The sequence below is a fragment of the Cupriavidus phytohabitans genome (assembly GCF_000426345.1).
Taxonomy (GTDB): Bacteria; Pseudomonadota; Gammaproteobacteria; order Burkholderiales; family Burkholderiaceae; genus Cupriavidus.
Window position 1 is genome coordinate 1 of the sequence record NZ_AUFE01000043.1, and the last position, 16,181, is coordinate 16,181.

Here is a 16,181-nt window from a genome sequence, read left to right on the forward strand (position 1 = left end):
CGCGCTCCGGGAGGTAGCCATTGCGAACCACGGCACGCTGCCCGCTCAACGTCTTGACGTTACTGAACTGCTCAAGCAGCTCTGCCAGCTCCACTTCAATCGCCTCCTGGATGACCCGTCGGGCCCCGCGCCTGATCAGCTCCTCGAGCCCAAGCCCGATTTCCGATAGACCGACTGCTTCTTTCCCTTTATCCTTGCTCATGGTGGACCTTTCTTGTGCTGGTTTCCGATCTCGACAATCAGATTCTCAGCGGAAAGCTCCACCGCCCTCTACTCCGCGCCTCAAATTCCCCGCCTGTACACCAGTTTCGACTTTAGCTCCCCACGGTCCCCACCGTGGGTACCATCACAGCCTACGATGTAGTCGCAATGAATTTCTTCTACGGCTCCCTGGCTATTCGCGTACTTTAGCCGCGGCGCGGTTGTGTCGAGGTCGTGGAGTGTGACGTTCTTTACCTCGAAGCGAATGTCGCCGCCCAACCGCAGACGGAGCGCCACAAGATCCTTGATGACTTCATGCTGCGGATACAGGTACACCGACTTTCCGCCAGTCAGCTCGGGGAAATCGATGCGCCGCGTCCGACCGTCGAAGCGCAAATGGATGCCGTCGTGTCGGAAGCCCTCGCGCTTCAGGCGCTCCCCAGCGCCAATGCGCTCCATGAGATCGACGGTGCCATGTTCGAGAATGCCAGCCCGAATCGTGGCTTCAATTGCGTCCCGGCTTCTGGATTCAAGGACGACGGACTCAATACCTGCAAGATGCAAAAGCTGCGATAGCAGCAGGCCCGCAGGGCCCGCGCCAATGATGCCTACCTGGGTGCGCACAGATGTCTCCGGCTGTATTAATAATGGCGGCTTGCGTATCGATCGCGCGGCAGATGCGGATGACCTGCATTCGATGCGAATCTGAGGGGGACGCAGCCTCTTGTGTGTTGATGAATTCTTGCACCCGAGAGCATCAACTGGAATGTACGATCAAGACGAAAACTTGTACTTTTCGTGGCCATACCTACGACCTGGAAATGGCTTGCCGAGCTAGGCGTCCACATGAGGTCTGTCGCTCTCTCGGGACCCAAGGCTTCTCCGAAAATTTCTGAACGGCAAGCCCAAAGCGCCTTCGCACCCACCTTATGGCGCACTTTCCTGGCCAGATATCGACGGCGTATGCAGGAAGACAGTCACGTTTGTCAGGACGTTCGACTTGCACATTCGACCCAATCACTTGCACTTTTCGAACATCCCAGTACTGGCTTGCCTCGATAGGAGTTATCGTCGGGAAACCGCCGCCAAGATCGGAAACGGAGGAGGAACATGAAAAGCACGCGCGTCCCCATTTACATGCTCTACGGCGAACAGGATGTCTGGCCCATGCCGGATATGATGCATTGCGAGTCTATTGAGGCACGAAGCCGCCTTCACGACTGGCACATCAAGCCGCACCAACACGCTGGTCTGCTGCAGGTTCTCTATCTGCAGCGGGGAATCGCGCAACTCCACTTGGATGGAGAGGAGAGCGATATGGAAAGCGGAAGAATGCTCCTCGTTCCGCAAAATTTCGTCCATGGCTTCAAGTTCAGTCCTGACGCGCTTGGTTACGTCGTGACCGTCGCCTATCCGTTCGTCGTCAGACTGGCACAGACAATGGAGGGCGGACCAGGCTGGTTCTCACACCCGGTCCTACACACCGTCGGAAGCGACGAGGACAGCACTTGCCTTATCTCTGCGTTTTCTGCCTTCGTTCGCGAGTATCGAGGTAGCGCACCACACCGGCACTTACTGGTGGAGTCATTGCTCTCCACAGTTATCGTGATGTTGGCAAGGAAAATTCAGCAGTGTCGACCGCAAGGTGCGCGCGGAGTCAAGGATAACCCGCTCTATCTACGCTTCACCGACTTGCTGGACCAGTGGTGGGATAAGCACTGCTCGTTGGACAACTATGCCAAGGAGCTTGGCATTACTACTGCGCATCTCAACCTTTTGTGCCGCCGCATTGCGCAGAAGTCGGCCCTGGACCTGGTTCACGAACGCTTACTCCTCGAGGCCAAGCGGAGCCTGGCGTACACGTCGATGTCTATCAGCGAGCTCTCATACGCCATCGGCTTCTCAGATCCCGCCTACTTCACCAGGTTCTTTAAACGTGAAGCAGGCGAATCTCCTCGGGATTTCCGTCGGCGCATCGAGCAGCTTAGTGGTGAAGAATAGCGAGCACAGGTTCAGTGGGTAACCGACACCACCTGCCCGGAAATGTCTTCCAGAATACATTTCTGGTAAACCTGTGCAACCACCGCTGCCCGAACTCCCTTGGCAGGGTCGCGTCCCATGGCTTCGAGCGTCTCCCACACCCATCCGGGGCTGACGACATTCACACGAATCTTGCCTTGCATTTCGAGCGCTGCAGCCCGGCCGAACGCCTCGATGCCGGCGTTCACGGTGCTCATGGCAGCACCACCGAGCATTGGATGCTGCGCGAGGGTACCGCTCGTGAGCGTTACCGACCCGCCCTGGGAGATGTAGGGAATCCCATACCGCACAAGGTTGACCTGCCCCATCAGCTTATTGGCGAGGCTGAATGAAAAATCATCGTCGGTCAGGGCGTCCAGTGGGGCAAATTTCGCGGTGCCTCCTACGCAGACCACGGCATCAACCGTGCCCAGTTTTTTGTACATCGCCAGAATCGATTCTTTGTCGGAAATGTCCACTGAGAGCGCCGAAGTGCTACGACTGGCCCCTATCACGTCGTGCTCTTCCGATAGCAAGGCCGTAATTTCTTTCCCAAGGAGCCCTGTGGCTCCTATGACCAGTACGCGCATAAGTCCCCCTGATAACAGATGACGGGATGGCTTGGGATCGCCGGTGTTTCGCCCCGCGGGCAAGCTTCAGCCCTTGCCCAGGATCGCCATTGCCTTGTTCGCATCGTCGAGCGAGTCCATCGACACGTACGCGACAAACTGTACCCCGATGACGGAGGCAGAGAATCCGCGCAAATTGATTCCGCCTTCCGCAAGCTGGCGGGTCAGCTCCGCCACGATGCCGGGCCGGTCCCCGCCCATGATCCGCACCGAGTGCAGGCTGTGCGTGACATTGAAGCCGACCTGGGCAGCTGCACGGATTTCCCTGTCGTTCTGCAGCGGTGTCACGAACACGACACCCTTGCCGGGGTCCTCAGGCGTGCGGCGCGCAATTGCGAATTGCAGGTCCGCGCCGGCATCGCGCAGGGTCTCCAGTACCTCGGCGAGGCCGCCGGGCCGGTCCGGTATGGTTGCCGCCCACACGTCCACGCGTTCCACAAGAAGGTCATTGGCCATTGCTCATCCTCCACGCCCCCTATACGAATCTAGCGTATGGCGGCCGGCAGGCAAGCCCTGATCCCCGCGCAGGGCAGGCCGATTTCCTGGCAACTCCCCGTGCCCGGACTTAATATGGACTAGTCGTTATTTCAGGCAGCTATCGCAGGATAGTGGCACCGGCACTACCTGGATGGATGTCATGGGAAGTGAAGGGGAATTGTCATGCCCGAAGGCAAATCGCCACGCCATGCTGCACGGCAGGAATCGGCCGATGTGTCCGAGGCCGAAATCGCGGTCCATTGGCCCGAGGAGGACTATGTCCCTCCGCCCGGCCAGTTCATTGCGCAGGCCAACCTGACTGACGCGCGCATTTTCGAACGCTTTTCCCTCGATCATTTCCCTGAGTGCTTCAAGGAGTTCGCAGACCTGCTGGACTGGTACAAATACTGGGAAACGACGCTTGATACCAGCGCCCCGCCTTTCTGGCGCTGGTTTGTCGGCGGCAGGATCAACGCCTGCCACAACTGCGTGGATCGCCACCTCGCTGCGTACAGGAACAAGACCGCGATTCATTTCGTGCCCGAGCCGGAGCATGAGGCGGTGCATCACCTCACTTACCAGGAGCTCTTTGTTCGCGTCAATGAACTGGCCGCGCTGCTGCGCGAGTTCTGCGGCCTGAAGGCCGGCGACCGCGTCACGCTGCATATGCCCATGGTGGCCGAACTGCCCATCACCATGCTTGCATGCGCGCGCATCGGCGTGATTCATTCACAGGTATTCAGCGGCTTCAGCGGCAAAGCCTGCGCCGATCGCATCGCGGACTCCGAGAGCCGGCTGCTGATCACCATGGACGCCTATCACCGCGGCGGTGAATTGCTCGATCACAAGGAAAAGGCCGACATCGCCGTGGCAGAGGCCACCAGCGCCGGCCAGCAGGTCGAGAAGGTCCTGATCTGGCAGCGCTACGCGGGCAAGTATTCCAGTGCCGCCAAACTGGTGAAGGGGCGCGATGTCATTCTTAATGACGTGCTCGCCGGGTTCCGCGGCAGGCGTGTCGAGCCCGAGCCGATGCCGGCGGAGGCACCGCTGTTCCTGATGTACACGAGCGGCACCACGGGCCGGCCCAAGGGCTGCCAGCATTCCACCGGCGGCTACCTGTCCTATGTGGCATGGACCTCGAAGTACATCCAGGATATCCACCCCGAGGACGTCTACTGGTGCATGGCCGATATTGGCTGGATCACGGGGCATTCCTACATCGTCTATGGCCCGCTCGCCCTCGCCGCCTCGTCTGTCGTCTACGAGGGCGTGCCGACCTGGCCCGACGCCGGCCGACCCTGGCGTATTGCGGAAAGCCTGGGCGTCAATATCTTCCACACCTCGCCCACCGCAATCCGCGCGCTGCGGCGCAACGGGCCCGACGAGCCGGCGAAGTACAACTACCATTTCAAGCACATGACCACGGTGGGCGAGCCGATCGAGCCCGAAGTCTGGAAGTGGTACCACCGTGCGGTCGGCAAGGGCGAGGCGGCCATCGTGGACACCTGGTGGCAAACCGAGAATGGCGGCTTCCTCTGCAGCACGCTGCCGGGCATCCACCCGATGAAGCCCGGCAGCACGGGCCCGGGGATCCCGGGCATTCATCCGGTGATCTTTGACGAGGAAGGCAAGGAAGTCCCGGCCGGCTCCGGCAAGGCGGGCAATATCTGCATCCGCAATCCCTGGCCGGGTATATTCCAGACCGTCTGGAAGGATCCGGACCGCTACGTACGCCAGTACTATGCGCGCTACTGCAAGAATCCCGACAGCAAGGACTGGCGCGACTGGCCCTACATGGCGGGCGATGGCGCAATGCAGGCGGCGGACGGCTACTTTCGGATCCTGGGCCGCATCGACGACGTGATCAACGTCTCCGGCCATCGCCTCGGCACCAAGGAGATCGAATCGGCCGCCCTGCTGGTGCCCGACGTCGCCGAGGCGGCGGTGGTGCCGGTGGCCGACGAGGTCAAGGGCAAGGTGCCTGATCTCTATGTGTCGCTCAAGCCGGGACTGTCGCCTTCCACCAAGATAGCAAACAAGGTCTCGGCCTCGGTGGTGTCCCAGATCGGTGACATTGCGCGTCCGCATCGGGTAGTGATTGTTCCCGACATGCCCAAGACACGCTCGGGCAAGATCATGCGCCGCATCCTGGCGGCGATCTCCAACCGGCAGGAGCCTGGCGACGTGTCCACGCTCGCCAATCCTGAGGTCGTCGAGAAGATCAGGGAGCTGGCGACATAGGATGCCGTGGCGGTCAATGCCCGACGGGGTCATTCGCGCGGCCGCCGTGCCGGCTCGCATGCGAAGCCTGATTCCACCCGGCTCCCGGCATCCAGACCTTTAGCGCGCTCGAGTTGGCTCGCGACCCAGGCACACCGGATCTCGGCCCCGAAAGCCACCCCCAGCATGAGCAAACACGGCGGCGTCGCGCGGCCCAGGCGCACCACCAGCGCCCGGGGCCGGCGGTCAAGTCATGGTGCCGTTTAGCCCTTTGGATTCGCATGTGCATCATCTATGATGTGATTCATGTAATCATCGTATTGCCATCTTGAGGCTCCCATGGAGCAAAAGACCGCTCGGCTTACGCTGCTCATCGATCCCAATAAGAAGGCTGCCTTCGAGCGCCTCTGTGCACAGCAGGATCTGACTGCCTCGCAGGTGATACGGCGTCTTATCCGCGACTACCTGGCCCAGCATGGCGTCCAGTATGTTCCCAGCGGCGTGGACATGGACAAGGCGGAAGCCATCGGCAATGAGAGGTCACCGGTGGGGGCGCCGTCGCGGCGCGGTGCGGCATCTCCCGCCAAGCGCCGTGCTACCCGCCGCGGAGCCTGACCCATGAGCAGCGTGCCCCCTCTCACGCAATGGCTCCACCTCGACTGGATGCTGATTGTGGTCGGGGCGTGGCTGCTTGTCGGCGTGGCTGGGATCCTGGCATTGCATCGGCTTGCTCTGGTAGCCCACGTGCTATTCCCCATCGGGGGACTATTAGGGCTGGCGCTCTTTGGTCTGGCGCTCCACGCCGTGCTCGGTACGCCTGAGGCTGCCGTGCTGCCCATTGGCCTGCCCGCGCTGCCATTTCACGTCCGGCTCGACAGCCTGTCGGTCTACTTCCTGATGGTAATGGGCGGCGCGGCGGCCGGCATATCGACGTTTGCGGCCGGCTACTTCCGCAAGGGGGAAGGCACGCCGCCGGGCCTGCTTTGTCTTGAATACCACCTGTTCCTTGCCAGCATGGCGGGAGTGATCCTCGCTGATGACGCCTACTCGTTCATGGTGATGTGGGAAACCATGGCACTGTCATCGTTTTTCCTGGTGACCGCCAACCATCGCATCGCCGAAGTGCGTGCAGCGGGCTATCTCTACATCACGATGGCGCACATCGGCGCGATCGCGATCCTGCTGTGCTTTGGCGTGCTGCAGGCCAACACCGGCGACTATACGTTCGCCAACATGCGAGCCCAGGTACTGACGCCGTTCTGGTCCTCGGTCGGTTTCCTGCTCGCCTTGTTCGGTTTTGGCGCCAAGGCCGGCATCCTGCCTCTGCACGTCTGGCTGCCGGAGGCGCATCCGGCGGCGCCCTCGCCGGTGTCTGCAATGATGAGCGGTGTCATGCTCAACACCGCCGTCTATGGCCTGCTGCGGGTGTCCTTCGACCTGCTGCAGGTGCGCCTGTGGTGGTGGGGCGGATTGCTGCTGGCCATTGGATTGGCCACGGCGCTGTTCGGCGTGGTCTTTGCCGCGGTACAAACCGACATGAAGCGGCTTCTTGCTTATTCGTCGATCGAGAACATGGGCCTGCTCTTCGTTGCCATGGGCCTGGCCTTGCTGTTTTCGGCCTACGGTATGAAGCCAATGGCCGCCCTGGCCCTGACGGCCGGGCTCTACCATGTTGCCAGCCATGCCTTCTTCAAGAGCCTGCTCTTTCTGGGAACCGGTAGCGTGCTACATGCCACCGAGCAGAGAAGCCTGGGCAAGCTGGGCGGGTTGATTCGCTATATGCCATGGGTGGGCTGGCTTACGCTGCTGGGCGTGCTGGCTAGCGCCGGGCTGCCGCCGCTCGGCGGTTTCGTCTCGGAGTGGCTGCTGCTGCAGAGTTTCCTGTTCACGCCTGGTCTCCCGGAACCGATATTGACCATGCTGATCCCGGTGGTCGCCGCGCTGATCGCGCTGGTGGCAGCACTGGCCGGCTACACCATGGTCAAGTTCTTCGGCGTGATCTTCCTCGGCCAGCCCCGTGAGCCCAAGCTGGCGCACGCGCACGACGCCGGCCGCTGGGAGCGCGCGGGCATGCTGTGGCTGGGGCTGGGCTGTATCGCGCTTGGCCTGCTGCCGACCCAATTCGTCCAGCTGATCGATCCGGTCACGCAGCAGCTGGTGGCGAGCGGATTCGGCGCCCGGGCTGCGGCCGGCGGCTGGCTGCTGGCGCCGAATGGCCTGGCCCAGGCCAGCTATGGGCCGGTCATTTTCCTGTCAGGCATTCTGGCCAGCTTTGCGCTCGCCTACCTGCTGGTGCGCCGCTTCTATCACGGCCGGCTGCGCCGCAGCCCGCCCTGGGCTTGCGGCTTCCCATGGGGCACTGCGCGCATGCAGGACACGGCCGAGGGTTTCGGCCAACCGATCCGCCAGATCTTTGAGCCGTTTTTCCGGATGCGCCGCGACCTGCCGACACCATTCGATGAGCAGCCGCACTACCGGGTCACGGTGGCGGACCATTTCTGGCGCTGGATGTATGTCCCCGTGATCGATCTGGCGTCGTATCTGGCCCGGCTGATCGGCCTGATGCAACAGGGACGCATCTCGGCGTACCTCCTGTACAGCTTCCTGACCCTGGCCGCCACGCTCCTGGCCGTGATGTGATGAGGTTGACATGAACCTGGCCGGTATCCTGTCACAGCTGCTGGAGATTGTGATCTCGATCGCGCTGGCGCCCCTACTGATCGGCTGGGTCAACCAGTGGCGGGCCTGGCTGCAGAACAAGTCGGCGCCCAGCCTCTGGCAACCGTATCGAATGTTGCACAAGCTGTTCAACAAGGAATCGGTGGTCGCAGATAACGCGTCGTCGCTGTTCCGTGCCACGCCCTATGTGGTGTTCGGCTGCATGGCGCTCGCCTGCTCTATCATCCCTACCGTTTCCACGGACCTGCCACTGGCACCGGCTGCCGACGCTATCGCCCTCGTCGGCCTGTTCGCGCTGGCGCGGGTCTTCATCTCGCTGGCGGCGATGGACGTCGGCACCGCCTTTGGAACGCTGGGCGCGCGGCGCGAGATGCTGATCGGCTTCCTGGCGGAACCGGCGCTGCTGATGGTGCTGTTCTCCGCCTCGCTGATCTCCAAGTCGACCTCGCTCACCACTATTGTCGAGACGATCGCTCACCGGGATCTGGCCATCTACCCGGGCCTGGCGTTTGCGGGCGTTGCGTTCACCATGGTATCTCTGGCCGAGAACGCCCGCATACCGGTGGACAATCCCGCCACTCACCTCGAGCTGACGATGATCCACGAGGCGCTGATTCTCGAATACTCGGGCCGGCATCTGGCGCTTCTTGAATGGGCGGCCAGCCTCAAGCTGTTCGCCTATTCCTGCATCGGCCTGGCGCTGTTCTTTCCCTGGGGCGTTGCCGAAGCGCACGCTCCCCTGGCCATGCTGCTGGCGCTGCCCGCGCTGCTGCTCAAGCTCATCGTGGGTGGGGTCCTGCTGGCGGTGCTGGAGACGGTGAGCGCCAAGATGCGCATCTTCCGTGTGCCGGAGTTCCTGGCCACCGCCTTTCTCCTGGCTGTGATCGGGATGCTGGTCCACTTGCTGCTGGCTCACTGAGAACACGGCAATGACTGCGCTCCTGACCCAGTTCGTCAACCTCCTTGGCGCGGTGCTGCTGATTCTCGCCTTCGCCATGATCTCGCAGCGACGAATTCTGTCGCTGATCAACCTGTTCACGCTGCAGGGGGCGACCCTGGCGTTGGCCACCGCCGTCGTCGGCTACGTGACCGGTCAGCCGCACCTTTACCTGTCGGCCGGCTTGACCCTGATTCTCAAGGTATTACTCATCCCCTACCTGCTGCACCGCGTTATCGATCGTCTCCAGATCCGCCGGGACGTCGAGACGCTGATCAACATTCCCACCACCATGCTGATCGGCATCCTGGTGGTGATCTTCGCCTTCAACCTCACCATGCCGATCTCGCGGCTGTCTCCGAAGCTCGCGAGCGGCACGCTGGGGATCGCGCTGGCCTGCGTGCTGTTGTCTTTCCTGATGATGATCACGCGGTCCAAGGCGGTGCCGCAGGTCATCGGCTTCCTGGCGATGGAGAATGGCCTCTTCTTCGCTGCCACCGCAGCGACCTATGGCATGCCGATGGTGGTCGAGCTGGGCATAGCGCTCGATGTGCTGATCGGCGTGCTGATCCTGGGTGTGTTCATGTTCCAGATCCGCGAACAGTTCGACAGCCTGGACATCCGTCACCTTGAGAAACTGAAGGAGGATTGAGTTGATGGCGCTGGCATTCCTGCTCGGATTTCCGCTCGTCGGTGGGCTGGCGCTGGCTCTGACGGGACATCGCGAGCGCGCACGCGACATCAATGTCGCCTTCAGTCTGGGCACCTTCCTCTCGGCTTGCGTGCTGACGGCGGAAATCATCGCCGATGGTCCCATGCTGGCATGGGGCCGGGAGTTCTACATCGATGCCCTGAACGTCTTTCTGGTCGCGCTGACCGCGTTCGTGGGCCTGACGACTTCGATTTTTTCGCGGCCGTACATGCGGGTGGAGCACGATCACGGCAAGATGACACTACCGCGGCTGCGCCTGTACCACAGCATGTACCAGCTCTTCACCTTCACCATGCTGCTGGCGCTGACGACCAATAATATGGGCATCGTGTGGGTGGCGATGGAGGCCGCCACGCTGACGACGGTGCTGCTGGTCAGTGTCTACCGCACTGCTGCCAGCCTGGAGGCGGCATGGAAGTACTTCATCCTGTGCGGCGTCGGAATTGCACAGGCGCTGTTCGGCACGGTCCTGCTCTACATGGCGGCCGAGAAGGTTATTGGCCCGGAAGGCGGCGCGCTGCTGTGGACCAATCTGGACGCAGTCAAAAGCCAGCTCGATCCCAACATCATCACGCTGGCGTTCGCCTTTCTGTTTATCGGCTATGGCACCAAGGTCGGCCTGGTCCCGTTGCACAACTGGCTGCCCGATGCCCACGCTGAAGGTCCGACCCCGGTGTCCGCCGTGCTCTCCGGCCTGCTGCTCAATGTGGCGCTATATGCGGTGCTGCGCTGCAAGGTGCTGACCGACGCGGCGCTGGGCAACCAGCTCACCGGCCGCCTGATGATGGGCTTTGGCCTGGTATCGGTGGTAGCGGCCGTCTTCTTCCTGATCCGGCAGCGCGACGTCAAGCGCATGTTTGCGTATTCGTCCATCGAGCATATGGGCATGATGACCTTCGCCTTCGGCATGGGCGGGCCGATCGGCAGCTATGCTGGCCTGTTGCACATGACGGTGCATTCGCTGGTCAAGTCAGCGATTTTCTTCGCGGTCGGCCACGCCGCACAGAAGGCCGGTACGCAAGTCATGGACGACATCCGCGGACTGATTCGCGTCAGCCCCACGGTGGGATGGGGCCTGATGCTGGGGGCGCTCGCCATCCTGGGCATGCCGCCGTTCGGGGTCTTCGCCAGCGAGTTCCTGATCGTCACGACCGCCATGCGCGAGCAGCCGTGGGCCACGCCCTTCCTGCTGATCGCGCTTGGACTGGCATTCGCCGCGGTGTTCAGCCGGGTGCAACCAATGGTCTTCGGCGACACGACGCTCAAGCCGCTGGCGCACCCGCCGGCGCTGGTCCCGGTCTTCGCGCACCTCGCCCTGGGGCTGATACTGGGGCTCTACATCCCGCCCTATCTCGACGCCTGGTACCGCCAGGCGGCCGCAATGCTGGGGAACTGAACCGATGACAGCGTCAGATCTCAGCCTCGACCTGGAACGCCTGCCCGCGCCGCTGCCGGTCTGGCATGGTCAGGTCGGGCAGGACGGCTGGATCGCGACGGCCCGTTCGGTGGCGGACGCGGGCGGCCGGGTCGTTGCGCTGTGGGGCGTCGACCGGCGTGCCATAGGCGGTGTGTTGGCGGCATGCGTGACGTACGCCATGCCGCGGGGACTGATCTGGCTCGAATTGCGGCTGGATGGTGCCGCGCTCGCTGTGCCGGATCTGAGCAGCGTATTCCCATGCGCAGGCCGGATGCAGCGTGCCATGACCGACATGGTGGGTATCAACGTGCAGGGCTGCCGCGATGTCCGGCCCTGGCTAGACCACGGCCTGTGGCCGCCGGGCGCGCGGCCGCTGCAATGCGGCGCGCAGGCGGGGGCGGCCCCGGCCCCGGCTCCGGCCGGCAGACTCCCCGCCGACTACCCTTTCGTGCGCGTGGAGGGTGACGGGGTCCACGAGATCGCCGTCGGCCCGGTGCATGCCGGGATCATCGAACCCGGCCACTTCCGCTTTTCCGTGGTCGGCGAGAAGGTGCTGCGGCTGGAGGAACACCTGGGCTATACGCACAAGGGCATCGAGCGGCGTTTCACCGAACTGGCGCCGCTCGAGGGCTACCGGCTGGCCAGCCGGGTCTCAGGCGATTCCACCGTGGCTTATGCCTGGGCCTATTGCATGGCGCTGGAGTCCGCCTGGGACAATACGCCCCCGCCACGGGCAAATTGGCTGCGCGCCCTGATGCTCGAGCGCGAGCGGGTCGCCAATCACCTCGGTGACCTGGGGGCGCTCGGCAACGATGCGGGGCTGGCCTTCGGCCTGGCGCAATTCTCTCGCCTGCGCGAAGACTGGCAGCGGCTGTCGGCAGAGGCTTTCGGCCACCGGTTGATGATGGATGCCGTAGTGCCGGGCGGCGTTGCGCGGGACGTGACGCCAGCCATGGTTGACTGCCTGCGGCAGCAGTGCGACGTCATCGAGCGGGAAGTACACGTGCTGCGTGCAGTGTACGACGAACACGCGGGCCTGCAGGACCGCTTTCTGGGGGCGGGCCAAGTCACGCCCGAGCTTGCCGCCCGGCTTGGGCTGACCGGCCTGGCCGGACGCGCCAGCGGCCACGCGGCCGACCTGCGCTGTGACCATGCCTGGCTGCCCTACGACAGCCTCGCGGTGAAACTGGTCACGTACCGCGGCGGCGATGTTGCCGCCCGCGTGGCTGTGCGGTTCGATGAGGTACTTGAGTCGCTGCGACTGATTCGTGCGATCTGTTCAGCCCTGCCGGACGGGGCCACGCGAATCGTGCCACAAGCGCCCGCCGGCGCCGCCATCGGCGCGGGATGGGTGGAGGGCTGGCGTGGGGAAGTCCTGGTCGCGCTCGAACTTGCCGATGACAGCCGCATCCTCCGCTGCCACTGCCACGACCCGTCGTGGCAGAACTGGCCGGTGCTGGAGCATGCCATCATCGGCAACATCGTGCCGGACTTCCCGCTGATCAACAAATCCTTCAACCTCAGCTATTCGGGGCACGACCTTTAGACTCCTATGTGGCAAATCCTCAGGCAGATCGCCCGCACCGGCATCGTTACCGAGCCTGCGCCGCCCAGCGCGGCGGGCGAGGCCGCCACCATCCAGCGCATCCACCAGGAATTGCTCGACATTCTCGGCCAGGCGCTCACGATCCGGCAGGTCGATGCCGGATCGTGCAATGGCTGCGAGCTGGAGATCCACGCACTCGGCAATCCTTACTACAACATCGAGGGCCTGGGCATCAAATTCGTTGCCAGCCCGCGCCATGCCGACATGTTATTGGTGACCGGACCCGTCTCGCGCCATATGGAGGAGGCCTTGCGGCGCACCTACGTGGCAACCCCGGAGCCGAAACTGGTGGTGGCGGTAGGCGACTGTGGCTGTACCGGCGGTATCTTCGGGGAGAGCTACGCCAGTTGCGGCCGTGTCGCCAATGTCATCCCGGTCGACGTCACCGTACCCGGCTGTCCGCCGCCACCCATTGAGATCCTGCGCGGAATACTCAGCGCCGTTCGGCGGACCAAATCCGCACGGCCCTAGCGATCTTGCTCGCGAACTGAACGCGGCCAATATGGCGCGACGGGCACCACCGCTGGCCTCCGTGCGCGCCGCAGGCGCGTGCCAGCTCCGGTACCCGGGCGCTGGCCGCTTTCCGACTGCGTTACTGCGTGTCGCCCGTGTTCCCCGCCAGCGCAGGCGCTCCGTGCTTCGGCCTGGTGGCGTAGTCCACCTCGTGCTTCTGCAAGTAGTCGCGAATCATCTGGCGAACGATTTGTGATGGCGTCTGGTCCTGTGCAGCACACAGCGCTTCAAAGGCCTTCTTCTTCACCGGGTCAATCAATACGGTCAGGCGTGCGGTCTTGGATTCCATGCGCTTTTGAGTATCACTGTATAATAATTGTATTATCATACTATACAACTACAATGCTACTGTGCCTCCCGCCGGCGCCGCGCGGCGCCAGATCAGTCCTGAGGTGCACAATTTCTTGATGAGGGTTCAGTGGTAGAAGTGACGATCGAACTGAATGCGAGGGACGCATTTCAGGGACGGAATTCCGCCAGGTTGGCATTCACTGCCAATCGGTTCGAGTGCGAGATCCTGCTCGCCAGCGGCGCCTGGGTCGCAAATGCCAAGGACGTGATGGAGGTCATGCGGCTATCCGCCCGGGCGGGCACGCAAATACGCATCCAGACTGTCGGGCCGGACGAGGCGGCCGCCCTGGTCACCATCGCAGCATTGCTGAGGGGGGAAGCGCTCCCCAAGTCACCCTGATGGAAACCGACAAGATGCACGCCGACCGCCCCTCGTTCGAGGCCTATCTGAAATTCCTGGCCGAGGCGAGCAGCGACGGTACGCCCCAGGTCTTGGAAACCCGGCACGCGCTGTCGCTGCATTTCGACGCACTGGCCACCCAAAGCCTCATGTCGCGCAAGGATCCCGACAAGCTCGTGCTGGGTTACACCCGGACGATGATGGGATTCCTGCTGTTGCACCCTGCTCCCGCCAGGATCTCGATGATCGGCTTGGGTGGCGGCTCACTTGCCAAATACTGCTACCGGCATCTGGCCAACACCAGGGTTGTGGTAATTGAGATCAATCCGGCGGTCATCGCCTTGCGCGAGCAGTTCCAGATCCCGCCGGACAACGAACGACTCGAGGTGGTCTGCGCGGATGGCGCCGAGTATGTCGCGAACCAGAATGCACGTCCGGACGTCATCCTGGTGGACGGCTTCCTGGCCGACGGCATGCCGGTACAGCTTGGCACTGCGGATTTCTATGCAGCCTGTCATGCCCGCCTGGCCGATAACGGCGTGCTGGTCGCGAATTTTCTCGATAGCGATCCCGATATCCCGCTTTACCTGGAGGAGGCCGGCACCGCATTCGGCCAGTCGATGTCGCTCTCTCTTGCCGAAGACAGTGCCAACTACACGCTGTTCGCCTGGAAAGGACCGCACAAGCTGCCCTCCCTGGATGCACTGTTGGCGCGTGCGCGCACCCTGGAAACCGCGCATCCGCTGAACCTGACCGCGGCAGCCCGACGGCTGAAACGCGGCGAGCGCGTTGCCCTGGATCGCGCCTCCTGGCCCAGGCCGGCAAAGCTGCAGATCCGGTATTGACAAGCCCCTTCCTGCGCAAGCCTCCTGACCAACGCAACCATGCCAATCCTGTACTTGCGCAAGCTAACCGGGAAGGAGCGCAATCCCGGAAGCAATCGGCAACTGGCCTGCTATCTGGCCTTTGTTGCCGGAGCGACCAATGCCGGGGGCTTCCTGGCGGTGCACCAGTACACCTCGCACATGTCTGGCATCGTGTCCGCCATGGCCGACAACCTGGCACTGGGCAGTCTCTGGCTGATGCTGGATGGCTTGGGGGCTCTGCTGTCGTTCCTGGCTGGTGCCGCCTGCTCGGCAGTCCTGGTCAACTGGGGCCGCCGCGAGCGCCTGCAAAGCGAATACGCGTTGCCGCTCATGCTGGAGGCCGCGTTGTTAGTGTGTTTTGGCCTGCTTGGAAGCAATCTCGAGCATCACGAATGGCTGTTCGTGCCGGCAACGGTCATGGTGCTCTGTTTCATCATGGGCTTGCAAAATGCTCTGGTCACCAAGTTGTCGAATGCCGAGATCCGCACCACGCACGTGACTGGCATGGTTACGGACATCGGCATTGAACTGGGCAAGCTCTTCTATTGGAACCTGTCCAGAGCCGACTCGAGCAAGCCGCCAGTGCTCGCCAACCGGCGCAAGCTGCGAGTACTCATTACGCTGGTTACCTTGTTCTTCGCTGGAGGCGTCATTGGCGCCTTGGGATTCAAGCACATCGGGTTCAGCGCCACGCTTGCGTTGGCAACGCTGCTGCTCGCCCTCGCGGCAGTCCCGGTGCTGGACGATGTCCGTCAGCATTTATGGCGCAGGGACCTGCTGGCTCATCTGGCCGCACGCTCCCGGCGTTGGGCTCGGGTAGTCAAGAATGAGGCGCACGCCGTGTGGCTGGCTGCACAAGATCCCCGCACGCCATGGCATGCGCAAGCGCTAGCCTTGCTGATCGCCGCCTATGCCTTGTCGCCCATTGACCTGATCCCCGATTTCATTCCCGTGCTCGGCTACCTGGACGACGTCGTGCTGGTGCCTCTCGGCCTGTTGCTGGCAATACGGTTAATTCCGCTTGAAGTGATGCGCCAGCATCGCGCAACGGCCGCAGCGACCCTCAACCGTCCCGTCAGCCACGTTGCAGCGCTGGTGATTGTGACGCTCTGGGCCATTGCCGCGGTATCGGCATCGATCTGGCTCGTGCACCATCTGCCCGGGCTGGGAGGCACCTAGAACCATGATCCGATCAGGCAGAGCGATCCTGCTGT

The 16,181-nt window shown here is 62.7% G+C and carries 16 protein-coding genes and 1 pseudogene; 12 read left to right on the forward strand and 5 right to left on the reverse strand.

Translation table 11 applies throughout. The features are described 5' to 3' along the window. Both K309_RS0124355 and K309_RS37275 read right to left on the reverse strand, forming a co-directional pair. Positions 1-202: pseudogene (locus K309_RS0124355) on the reverse strand (IS256 family transposase); the annotation flags it as partial. An 80-nt stretch (positions 203-282) separates the two neighbouring features. Continuing rightward, on the reverse strand, positions 283-825 hold the full coding sequence (locus K309_RS37275; RefSeq protein ID WP_051320585.1) for an FAD-dependent monooxygenase: 543 nt from the start codon (positions 823-825) through the stop codon (positions 283-285). 486 nt (positions 826-1,311) lie between these two features. Between K309_RS37275 and K309_RS0124365 the strand changes: the two genes are divergently transcribed. Beyond that, entirely contained in the window at positions 1,312-2,202 is an 891-nt protein-coding gene (locus tag K309_RS0124365; RefSeq protein WP_029048837.1) for a helix-turn-helix domain-containing protein, read from the forward strand. Between the two features lie 11 nt (positions 2,203-2,213). Here K309_RS0124365 and K309_RS0124370 read toward each other — a convergent pair whose 3' ends face one another. Continuing rightward, the gene (locus K309_RS0124370) at positions 2,214-2,810 is read right to left on the reverse strand and encodes a short chain dehydrogenase (protein ID WP_029048838.1); all 597 of its coding nucleotides are present in this window, start codon (positions 2,808-2,810) and stop codon (positions 2,214-2,216) included. A gap of 66 nt (positions 2,811-2,876) precedes the next feature. Beyond that, positions 2,877-3,305, reverse strand: a complete 429-nt coding sequence (locus K309_RS0124375; protein ID WP_029048839.1) for an ACT domain-containing protein — start codon at positions 3,303-3,305, stop codon at positions 2,877-2,879. Positions 3,306-3,509: 204 nt separating this feature from the next. Between K309_RS0124375 and acs the strand changes: the two genes are divergently transcribed. The 8 genes from acs (at position 3,510) to K309_RS0124415 (ending at position 13,368) form a co-directional block, all read left to right on the forward strand. After that, positions 3,510-5,567, forward strand: coding sequence for an acetate--CoA ligase (gene acs / locus K309_RS0124380; protein ID WP_029048840.1), 2,058 nt, complete (start codon positions 3,510-3,512; stop codon positions 5,565-5,567). Positions 5,568-5,885: 318 nt separating this feature from the next. Beyond that, complete coding sequence (locus K309_RS0124385) at positions 5,886-6,161, forward strand: ribbon-helix-helix protein (RefSeq protein ID WP_029048841.1); 276 nt, start codon at positions 5,886-5,888, stop codon at positions 6,159-6,161. 3 nt (positions 6,162-6,164) lie between these two features. Further along, a complete protein-coding gene (gene hyfB, locus K309_RS0124390; RefSeq protein ID WP_029048842.1) occupies positions 6,165-8,186 on the forward strand; it encodes a hydrogenase 4 subunit B in 2,022 nt (673 codons plus the stop codon). Between the two features lie 10 nt (positions 8,187-8,196). Then, complete coding sequence (locus tag K309_RS0124395) at positions 8,197-9,144, forward strand: respiratory chain complex I subunit 1 family protein (protein ID WP_029048843.1); 948 nt, start codon at positions 8,197-8,199, stop codon at positions 9,142-9,144. Positions 9,145-9,154: 10 nt separating this feature from the next. Continuing rightward, complete coding sequence (locus K309_RS0124400) at positions 9,155-9,814, forward strand: formate hydrogenlyase (protein WP_029048844.1); 660 nt, start codon at positions 9,155-9,157, stop codon at positions 9,812-9,814. Positions 9,815-9,818: 4 nt separating this feature from the next. Next, positions 9,819-11,270, forward strand: a complete 1,452-nt coding sequence (locus tag K309_RS0124405; RefSeq protein ID WP_035878328.1) for a hydrogenase 4 subunit F — start codon at positions 9,819-9,821, stop codon at positions 11,268-11,270. A gap of 4 nt (positions 11,271-11,274) precedes the next feature. Then, the gene (locus tag K309_RS0124410) at positions 11,275-12,837 is read left to right on the forward strand and encodes a hydrogenase large subunit (RefSeq protein ID WP_029048846.1); all 1,563 of its coding nucleotides are present in this window, start codon (positions 11,275-11,277) and stop codon (positions 12,835-12,837) included. Positions 12,838-12,843: 6 nt separating this feature from the next. Continuing rightward, positions 12,844-13,368, forward strand: a complete 525-nt coding sequence (locus K309_RS0124415) for an NADH-quinone oxidoreductase subunit B family protein (RefSeq protein WP_029048847.1) — start codon at positions 12,844-12,846, stop codon at positions 13,366-13,368. A 121-nt stretch (positions 13,369-13,489) separates the two neighbouring features. Here K309_RS0124415 and K309_RS0124420 read toward each other — a convergent pair whose 3' ends face one another. Next, on the reverse strand, positions 13,490-13,699 hold the full coding sequence (locus K309_RS0124420; RefSeq protein WP_029048848.1) for a ribbon-helix-helix protein: 210 nt from the start codon (positions 13,697-13,699) through the stop codon (positions 13,490-13,492). Positions 13,700-13,837: 138 nt separating this feature from the next. Here K309_RS0124420 and K309_RS37280 point away from each other — a divergent pair, with 138 nt between their 5' ends. The 3 genes from K309_RS37280 to K309_RS0124435 are packed head-to-tail and all read left to right on the forward strand — an operon-like array spanning position 13,838 to position 16,146. Beyond that, complete coding sequence (locus K309_RS37280; protein ID WP_232232474.1) at positions 13,838-14,101, forward strand: HPr family phosphocarrier protein; 264 nt, start codon at positions 13,838-13,840, stop codon at positions 14,099-14,101. Positions 14,102-14,115: 14 nt separating this feature from the next. Continuing rightward, a complete protein-coding gene (locus K309_RS0124430) occupies positions 14,116-14,946 on the forward strand; it encodes a fused MFS/spermidine synthase (protein ID WP_035878330.1) in 831 nt (276 codons plus the stop codon). A 39-nt stretch (positions 14,947-14,985) separates the two neighbouring features. Continuing rightward, the gene (locus K309_RS0124435; protein WP_029048850.1) at positions 14,986-16,146 is read left to right on the forward strand and encodes a DUF1275 domain-containing transporter; all 1,161 of its coding nucleotides are present in this window, start codon (positions 14,986-14,988) and stop codon (positions 16,144-16,146) included. The last annotated feature ends 35 nt before the right edge of the window (positions 16,147-16,181 follow it).

What these genes read in the sequence shown, in the direction of transcription:
- K309_RS0124365 (WP_029048837.1), top strand. Translation starts at nt 1,312, where the DNA reads ATGAAAAGCACGCGCGTCCCCATTTACATGCTCTACGGCGAACAGGAT.
- K309_RS0124370 (WP_029048838.1), bottom strand. Translation starts at nt 2,810, where the DNA reads ATGCGCGTACTGGTCATAGGAGCCACAGGGCTCCTTGGGAAAGAAATT.
- K309_RS0124375 (WP_029048839.1), bottom strand. Translation starts at nt 3,305, where the DNA reads ATGGCCAATGACCTTCTTGTGGAACGCGTGGACGTGTGGGCGGCAACC.
- acs (WP_029048840.1), top strand. Translation starts at nt 3,510, where the DNA reads ATGCCCGAAGGCAAATCGCCACGCCATGCTGCACGGCAGGAATCGGCC.
- K309_RS0124385 (WP_029048841.1), top strand. Translation starts at nt 5,886, where the DNA reads ATGGAGCAAAAGACCGCTCGGCTTACGCTGCTCATCGATCCCAATAAG.
- hyfB (WP_029048842.1), top strand. Translation starts at nt 6,165, where the DNA reads ATGAGCAGCGTGCCCCCTCTCACGCAATGGCTCCACCTCGACTGGATG.
- K309_RS0124395 (WP_029048843.1), top strand. Translation starts at nt 8,197, where the DNA reads ATGAACCTGGCCGGTATCCTGTCACAGCTGCTGGAGATTGTGATCTCG.
- K309_RS0124400 (WP_029048844.1), top strand. Translation starts at nt 9,155, where the DNA reads ATGACTGCGCTCCTGACCCAGTTCGTCAACCTCCTTGGCGCGGTGCTG.
- K309_RS0124405 (WP_035878328.1), top strand. Translation starts at nt 9,819, where the DNA reads ATGGCGCTGGCATTCCTGCTCGGATTTCCGCTCGTCGGTGGGCTGGCG.
- K309_RS0124410 (WP_029048846.1), top strand. Translation starts at nt 11,275, where the DNA reads ATGACAGCGTCAGATCTCAGCCTCGACCTGGAACGCCTGCCCGCGCCG.
- K309_RS0124415 (WP_029048847.1), top strand. Translation starts at nt 12,844, where the DNA reads ATGTGGCAAATCCTCAGGCAGATCGCCCGCACCGGCATCGTTACCGAG.
- K309_RS0124420 (WP_029048848.1), bottom strand. Translation starts at nt 13,699, where the DNA reads ATGGAATCCAAGACCGCACGCCTGACCGTATTGATTGACCCGGTGAAG.
- K309_RS0124430 (WP_035878330.1), top strand. Translation starts at nt 14,116, where the DNA reads ATGCACGCCGACCGCCCCTCGTTCGAGGCCTATCTGAAATTCCTGGCC.
- K309_RS0124435 (WP_029048850.1), top strand. Translation starts at nt 14,986, where the DNA reads ATGCCAATCCTGTACTTGCGCAAGCTAACCGGGAAGGAGCGCAATCCC.